The sequence below is a fragment of the Bradyrhizobium sp. genome (genome assembly GCF_019242285.1).
GTDB lineage: Bacteria > Pseudomonadota > Alphaproteobacteria > Rhizobiales > Xanthobacteraceae > Bradyrhizobium.
The window spans coordinates 1-6,901 of sequence record NZ_JAFAVV010000288.1 but is presented as its reverse complement, the minus strand read 5'-3'; the positions used below and the strand labels follow the sequence as shown (position 1 = coordinate 6,901).

The window sequence follows — 6,901 nt, the reverse complement described above, 5'->3', positions numbered from 1 at the left end:
GCGACCGCGAGAAGCATCTGCAGCGGCGCAACGGCGAGCTCGACCGCGAGATCGATCGCCTGATCACGAACATTGCGAAGGGCGCGGATTTCGACACATACAACCCGAAGGTCAATGAGCTCGCGGCCGAACGGAAGCGCGTCAAGGCCGAGCTCGCACAGATCGCGGCCGCTTCCGAGATCGTAACCGTCCACCCGGCGGCGATCGAGCGTTATCTCGCCGACATCAGGCGCCTGGCCGAGGTCGCCGCAGAGGCTGCGAACTCGACGAGCCCGAGCTCGTCGCAACGCTGCGCCAGCTGGTCCAAGCCGTCGTCGTTCATGCGCCGCCGGGGACCGACGAGCTCGCAATCGAGATCAAGGCATCCGTGTCGGAATTGACGTTGCCGGGACCGTTGCTGAAACGTTCGAGTGGGGGGTGAGCGGTGGTAGCGGGGGAGGGACTCGAACCCCCGACCCCAGGATTATGATTCCCGTGCTCTAACCAGCTGAGCTACCCCGCCACGGCGTCCGGCGCGGATTTCGCGGGCGGCGATCGGCCGCTTCGCGCGCGAACGGGCGGCATATAAGGAACACTGCCGACCGCTGTCAAGCAAACCGCACCGCCAAGGGAGCGCTGAGGAGCGCCGAGGGCCGCCAAGCCAAATCGCTGATGCGCCAAGGCTTATTTCGCTCGACGCTTCGTTCCTTCGAACTATTTCGGCTGCACGTTCGGGTTGCCGCCGGGGCTGCCGGGCGGCGGGATCACCGGCGTGGTGCCGGTGTTCGGGGCCGGCGCGCGCATCTCCGGATCGATATTGCTTGGCGGGCACAGCACGCCGTTGGACCTGGCGAGCTTGTCGCCAAGCGGCTCGTTCGACCGGCCGACCGTCGAGCCCTCCGGTGCTACGGTGCTGCCGTTTGGCGAGGCCGGCGCGCAATCGGTGGGGCTTTGCGCCGGCGGCGGCGCGGTCTGCTGCGGCGGGGTTGCCGGCGCCGGCGGCGATTGTGCCAGGGCCGCGTCGAAGCCAAGGCCGGAACCGACCGCGAGCACGCAGGATATCAGAAGCGCATGTTTGATCCGCATGCAGCGAGAACGAAATATCCGGGCGCTTGTTCCTGCAAATGAATCAGGTTTTTCGGTAACGGATCAGCGAGAAATGTCCCATCGGCGGCATCGGCCTGCGCTCGGCGAGGCTGACGCCGCCATGCCGCGCGGCCCATTTGACCAGCCGCTCCCAGGGAAATTCAGGCCGCCAGCCGAGCCGCCGTGCCACCGGCGCGAAGGCCAGTTCGAACAGGCGGCGCGGACCGCGCTCGGCGCCGATATGGTTGATCAGGATCAGTTCGCCGCCCGGCTTCAGCACGCGGATGAAATCGTCGAGCGTCGCCTCGGGATCCGGCACCGCCGTGATGACATATTGTGCCACCACCGCGTCGAACGAGGCGTCCTTGAACGCCAGTTGCCTGGCATCCATCACCGCGAGCAGTTCGACATTGGCAAGGGAGAGTTCGCGCACACGCTTGCGCGCCCGGCGCAGCATCGGCTCGGAAATGTCGACGCCGCTGATCCGGGTCTTGCGCGAATAGTCCGACAGCGACAGCCCGGTGCCGACGCCGACGTCGAGAACGCGGCCGCCGATCCGGTCGGCCTCCGCGATCGTCGATTGCCGGCCATGGTCGAAAACCTTGCCGAACACGAGATCGTAGATCGGCGCCCAGCGCTCGTAGGCCTTTTCGACCCCTGCGCGGTCGATGTCCCCCGCCATTTCCTGAAAGCCTAGTCGCGCATCACCTCGGCCAGCGCCCGCGTGCCGGCCGCGCCGCTCGTCCTGCGCCCGGCCGCTGCGCGCAGAATGAAGCCGCCGCCGAGCACGCGTGCCTGTCCCTGAGCTGCGTCGTAGAACACGCAGGCCTGCCCCGGCGACACCCCCTCCTCGCCCGCAACCAGCTCGACCTCGTAATTGCCGTTCGCACCGCGCAGCCAGGCCGGCTGCGGCGCGCGGGTCGAGCGCACCCGAACGAACACCTCGATTCCGTCGCGCACGGCACGATCCAGTTCGCCGTCGCCGATCCAGTTGACGTCACGCAGCACGATGCGGTCCATGCGCAGGGCCTCGCGCGGGCCGACCACGACACGGCGGCTCGCCGCATCGAGCCGCACCACATAGAGCGGCGAGCCGGATGCAATGCCGAGCCCGCGGCGCTGGCCCACGGTGAAATGCGCGATCCCGTGGTGGCGGCCGAGCGCACGGCCATCGGTGTCGACGATGTCGCCGGGCTCCATGGCGTTCGGTTTCAGCCGGCCGATGATGTCGGTGTAGCGGCCGGTCGGCACGAAGCAGATGTCCTGGCTGTCGTGCTTGTCGGCAACCGTCAGGCCGAAGCGCCGCGCCAGCTCGCGCACCTGCGGCTTGGCCATGTCGCCGAGCGGAAAGCGCAGATAGTCGAGCTGCTCGCGGGTGGTCGCGAACAGGAAGTAACTCTGGTCGCGGTCGGCATCGGCGGCGCAGAGCAGCGCGCGCCCGCCGCCGGCGAGCCTGCGCGAGGCGACGTAGTGACCGGTGGCGAGAACCTGCGCACCGAGTTCGCGCGCGGTCTGCAGCAGGTCGCGAAACTTGATCGCGCGATTGCATTCGATGCAAGGCACCGGCGTCTCGCCGGACGCGTAGCTCTCGGCGAAGGTGTCGATGACCGACTCGCGGAAACGATCCTCATAGTCCAGCACGTAATGCGGAATGCCGATACGCTCGGCGACGTTGCGCGCGTCGTGAATGTCCTGGCCGGCGCAGCAGGCGCCCTTGCGGTGAGTGGCTGCGCCATGATCGTAGAGCTGCAGCGTGATGCCCACGACGTCGTAGCCCTGCGCCTTCAACAGCGCGGCCGTGGTCGACGAATCGACGCCGCCCGACATGGCGACAACGACCCTGGTATCCTCGGGGCGGCCTTCGAGATCGAGACTGTTGATCATGGTGTCAGGTCATTGATGCGTCGACGCCGTCGAACGCTCGGAGGCCGGATTGCGATCGGGGCCGTTGGTTTGGCGAACCTTTCTTTAATATAGGCCGCATCTTCCGCAGGCAATCAGGCGCGACCTGCTTTTGCCCGTGCCGATCGGCAAAACTTGCCGCCTCGGCAGAAAAAGGCGTGGCCAGGGAACGCCGGTGCGCCCGGACCCTCCGTCAAGCCATTGAAAGATATCTACTATTTTCGAGACCAGGGCTGGCCCGGTCCTTGCTGACCCCTTCTCACGAGTTGATTGCGAGAGGCTGCCCGTGTTGAGCGTGACATCTGATTTTGCTGCAAGCGCGTCCTATTCCGGCGCGCAGCCCAAGCCTGTTCCAGCTGCCCCCTCGCAGCCCGGCCTGGATTTTGCCGCGCTGGTCGACAGCAAGACGCCGGCCGATCTCGTCGGCGCGCTGCCCCCGGAACCGTCTACGCCTCCACCGCCCACATCCAACGACGCGCCGGCGGCGGCAAAGAGCAACCCGCCTGCAGATTCCGGCATCAGTGCCGCTCCGCCTCCCGCTTCCAGCGCGTCCGACGATGCACCCGCGAGCAACTCGCAGCCGACGGATGCGAGCCCGGTCGTCGGCAAACGTTCCGACAAAGCCGACGTCGCACCACCAGGCAGCAAGAAGACGACCACGTCGAAAGGTGAAACCGGCAAGTCCGCCGAGAAGACTTCCGACCCTCCGACCGCGACCGATCAATCCCCTGCAACACCGAAAGATGGCGCCGCCGAGCCGGTGCAGAGCGTCGTCGCAACCTTGATCGCGGCGGGCACGGCGCCAGGCGATGCGCCCGCGACCGCGAGCGCCGCGTCGGAAGACGGCACCGCGCCGCTCGCCATCGCCGCAAAGGCGATTGCGGCCGTGACCTCCGCCACGTCGGCAACAGCACTGACCGTCACAGGGGCATCTGCCCTGCCTGGCGCCATGACGGCCCAGGCCGGAGACAAGACCCAGGCCGGGAAAGCGACCGGACAGGCGGCGCCCGAGGCTCCCGCCGACAAATCAGCCGTCGCTTCAAGCGGCCCGGCGGCGTCGGACGCTGCCCTGCTGGCGACGGTCGCCGGTGCCACGACTTCGACGAGCGCGAAGGCCGCCACGGGGGTCAAAGGTCAGACCGCCTCCCAAGGCAAGACGGCAACGGGTTCGGCAGCCGGCGGCAAGCCGCAGCCAGCGACCGCACCGACCGGCACGACTCCCGCCGATTCGAACGGCACCGTTCCCGCGCCACAACCGATCGGCGCAGCCAAGGACGATGCCGGCAATCCGCAAGGCCAGCCCGGCAAGGCGGACGGCGGCCTCGCCGCGCCGGCGCCGGCCGCCTCCCAAACCGGCGACAAAGCGACGCTTGCTGCCAACGCTGCCGCGCCGCAGATCGACCCGAACGCACCGTTCGCCGCCGCCTTGCCGCCGCAGCCCGCCACGCCCACATCGGCTATCTCCACGCAAAACCTGACCGCGGCGCCGGCGACCGGCGGCCCGGTGCCGATCAGCGGGCTCGCGGTCGAGATCGCGGCCTCGGTTCGCGGTGGCAAGACCAGCTTCGACGTCCGGCTCGACCCGGCCGATCTCGGCCGCATCGACGTCCGCATCGACGTCGACCGCAACGGTCAGGTGACCTCGCATCTGACGGTGGAGAAGCCGGAAACGCTGCAGATGCTGCGGCAGGACGCCCCGCAATTGCAGCAGGCCCTGAACGATGCCGGCTTGAAGACCGGCAGCGGCGGTCTGCAGTTCAGCCTGCGCGATCAGTCCTCCTCGGGCCAGGACAACGGCGGCAACAACCAGTCCGGCCACAACGCCCAGCGGCTCGTCGTCACCGACGAGGAAGCGAGCCCCGCGGCGCTTGCCGGGCGATCCTATGGCCGCACGCTCGGCGCGAGCGGCGGCGTCGATATCAGCGTGTAGAGGAGTAAGGAGAGCAGCATGGCAAGCAGTGGCGCAGTGATGGCGAGCCCGATCGTATCGGGCACCACGCCCCAATCCACGTCGGGGTCGACGGCATCGTCGGCCAACGCGATGGCCAACCAGCAGATCGCGGGCAACTTCCAGACCTTCCTTCAATTGCTGACGACGCAATTGCAGAACCAGAATCCCCTCGATCCGCTGGATACCAACCAGTTCACCCAGCAACTCGTCCAATTCGCCGGAGTCCAGGAGCAGATCAACACCAACGATTCGCTCACCACGCTGGTCAAAATGCAGCAGACCGCGCAGGCGACCCAGGCGCTCGAATTCGTCGGCAAGACCGCGATCGTGAGCGGCAACACCACCGCGATGTCGAACTCCAAGGCGACCTGGGAGCTCAACGTGCCGCAGACCTCCACGATCAATATCAGCATCGCCAACAGCTCGGGGCAGACCGTGTTCACGGGCCAGTATTCGGCGAATGCCGGCGACAACCAGCCCTTCAGCTGGAACGGCGTGGGCAATGACGGCACGCAATGGCCCGACGGGAGCTACACGTTGACCGCGACCGCGCAGGACTCGACCGGCAACTCGGTTGCGATCTCGACGCTGGTCGGAGGCACCGTGAGCGCGGTCGATCTCACCCAATCGCCGCCGCTGCTCACGATCAACGGCCAGAGCTACACCATCAGCCAGGTCAAGGCGATCGGCGCCGGTTCCTCCTGACCCCTTCTCCCCTTGGCGCAGCTTCGGCGCGCTCAATTATTAATGGAAAGTTAAGAGATAGGGTCTGAAACTGCCCAACCCGGCGCCGCGAGGTGCCGGGGTCGGCGCATTGGAAAGGGAATTGTATTGCCGCCTTGGGCTTAGCCAAATTTTAAGTCGCAAAGCGTAGGTTGGTACCGTGAGTTCAGTGGTTAAGAGTTTGTGAGTACGCCATGACAGAACCCCATCGCCCGAGGGTGAAATACGTCATCGGGCCCGACGGCAGCCCGCTCACCATTGCGGACCTGCCGGCGCCCGGGACCAAGAGGTGGGTCATTCGCCGCAAGGCCGAAGTGGTTGCCGCTGTTCGCGGCGGTCTATTGTCCCTGGAAGAAGCCTGCAGCCGTTACACGCTGACCGTGGACGAATTCCTCTCCTGGCAGTTCTCGATCGATCAGCACGGCCTGGCCGGCCTGCGCACCACCCGCATCCAGCAATATCGCCAGTAAGCCCATTTCGGCGATCGCGCGGATCTTGCGAATCGGTCTCGCTCCACGAGGCCGATTTTTTGATGCGCGGTCGAGCACGGCTCTTAACCATCGTTAACCATATCGAAACCATCCCATAGGCAATAATTGCCCAGTTGGTTCATGGGCGTTTTGATCTCTGGGGCGATCGGTTTGCAGAGTCTGGTTGACTTTCTCAAGCGCCTCGGCGCCGCGCGTTTGATGGCGATGATCGTGGTCACGGCCGCGCTCATCGGCTTCTTCGCGTTCGTCATCATGCGGGTGACCACGCCGCAGATGACGACGCTGTTCACCGATCTGAGCCTCGAGGATTCGTCGAACATCATCAAGGACCTGGATCGCCAGGGCATTCCCTACGAGCTGCGCAATGAAGGCAGCGTGATCCTGGTGCCCAAGGACAAGGTCACACGGCTGCGCATGAAGCTCGCCGAGGGCGGCCTGCCCAAGGGCGGCGGCGTCGGCTACGAGATCTTCGACAAATCGGATGCGCTCGGTACCACGAGCTTCGTCCAGAACATCAACCATCTGCGCGCGCTGGAAGGCGAGCTCGCCCGCACCATCCAGTCGATCGACCGCATCACCGCCGCGCGCGTCCATCTGGTCCTCCCGGAGCGGCCGCTGTTCGCGCGCGAGACGCCGGAGCCGACCGCCTCGATCGTGGTGCGGGTGCGCGGCCAGCTCGAACCGAACCAGATCCGCGCCATCCGCCATCTCGTCGCCTCTTCCGTCAATGGACTGAAGCCGCAGCGGGTCTCGATCGTCGACCAAAACG

At 66.3% G+C, this 6,901-nt stretch carries 7 protein-coding genes, 1 tRNA gene and 1 pseudogene; 5 read left to right on the top strand and 4 right to left on the bottom strand.

The annotated features are described in order from the left end of the window. Positions 1–380: pseudogene (locus JOY90_RS11030) on the top strand (hypothetical protein); the annotation flags it as partial. Between the two features lie 45 nt (positions 381–425). Here the strand turns inward: JOY90_RS11030 and JOY90_RS11025 are convergent. The 4 genes from JOY90_RS11025 to mnmA all read right to left on the bottom strand — a co-directional run bounded on the left by JOY90_RS11025 (position 426) and on the right by mnmA (position 2,949). Next, positions 426–502: transfer RNA gene (locus JOY90_RS11025), tRNA-Met, on the bottom strand. Between the two features lie 191 nt (positions 503–693). Then, positions 694–1,065 carry a hypothetical protein gene (locus JOY90_RS11020; RefSeq protein WP_291691166.1) on the bottom strand — a complete coding sequence of 124 codons (372 nt, stop codon included), beginning with the start codon at positions 1,063–1,065 and terminating at the stop codon, positions 694–696. Between the two features lie 43 nt (positions 1,066–1,108). Continuing rightward, a complete protein-coding gene (locus JOY90_RS11015) occupies positions 1,109–1,747 on the bottom strand; it encodes a class I SAM-dependent methyltransferase (RefSeq protein ID WP_291691165.1) in 639 nt (212 codons plus the stop codon). Positions 1,748–1,758: 11 nt separating this feature from the next. Next, complete coding sequence (gene mnmA / locus JOY90_RS11010; protein WP_291691164.1) at positions 1,759–2,949, bottom strand: tRNA 2-thiouridine(34) synthase MnmA; 1,191 nt, start codon at positions 2,947–2,949, stop codon at positions 1,759–1,761. Between the two features lie 313 nt (positions 2,950–3,262). Here mnmA and JOY90_RS11005 point away from each other — a divergent pair, with 313 nt between their 5' ends. The 4 genes from JOY90_RS11005 to fliF all read left to right on the top strand — a co-directional run. Continuing rightward, positions 3,263–4,897, top strand: a complete 1,635-nt coding sequence (locus tag JOY90_RS11005; RefSeq protein ID WP_291691167.1) for a flagellar hook-length control protein FliK — start codon at positions 3,263–3,265, stop codon at positions 4,895–4,897. An 18-nt stretch (positions 4,898–4,915) separates the two neighbouring features. Next, positions 4,916–5,623: a flagellar hook capping FlgD N-terminal domain-containing protein gene (locus JOY90_RS11000; RefSeq protein WP_291691163.1), complete on the top strand. Its 708-nt coding sequence runs from the start codon at positions 4,916–4,918 to the stop codon at positions 5,621–5,623. Positions 5,624–5,835: 212 nt separating this feature from the next. Next, complete coding sequence (locus JOY90_RS10995; protein WP_002714638.1) at positions 5,836–6,111, top strand: DUF1153 domain-containing protein; 276 nt, start codon at positions 5,836–5,838, stop codon at positions 6,109–6,111. Positions 6,112–6,282: 171 nt separating this feature from the next. Then, a partial coding sequence (gene fliF / locus JOY90_RS10990; RefSeq protein ID WP_291691162.1) for a flagellar basal-body MS-ring/collar protein FliF occupies positions 6,283–6,901 on the top strand: 619 nt, incomplete at its 3' end.

What these genes read in the sequence shown, in the direction of transcription:
- JOY90_RS11000 (WP_291691163.1), top strand. Translation starts at nt 4,916, where the DNA reads ATGGCAAGCAGTGGCGCAGTGATGGCGAGCCCGATCGTATCGGGCACC.
- mnmA (WP_291691164.1), bottom strand. Translation starts at nt 2,949, where the DNA reads ATGATCAACAGTCTCGATCTCGAAGGCCGCCCCGAGGATACCAGGGTC.
- JOY90_RS10995 (WP_002714638.1), top strand. Translation starts at nt 5,836, where the DNA reads ATGACAGAACCCCATCGCCCGAGGGTGAAATACGTCATCGGGCCCGAC.
- JOY90_RS11015 (WP_291691165.1), bottom strand. Translation starts at nt 1,747, where the DNA reads ATGGCGGGGGACATCGACCGCGCAGGGGTCGAAAAGGCCTACGAGCGC.
- JOY90_RS11020 (WP_291691166.1), bottom strand. Translation starts at nt 1,065, where the DNA reads ATGCGGATCAAACATGCGCTTCTGATATCCTGCGTGCTCGCGGTCGGT.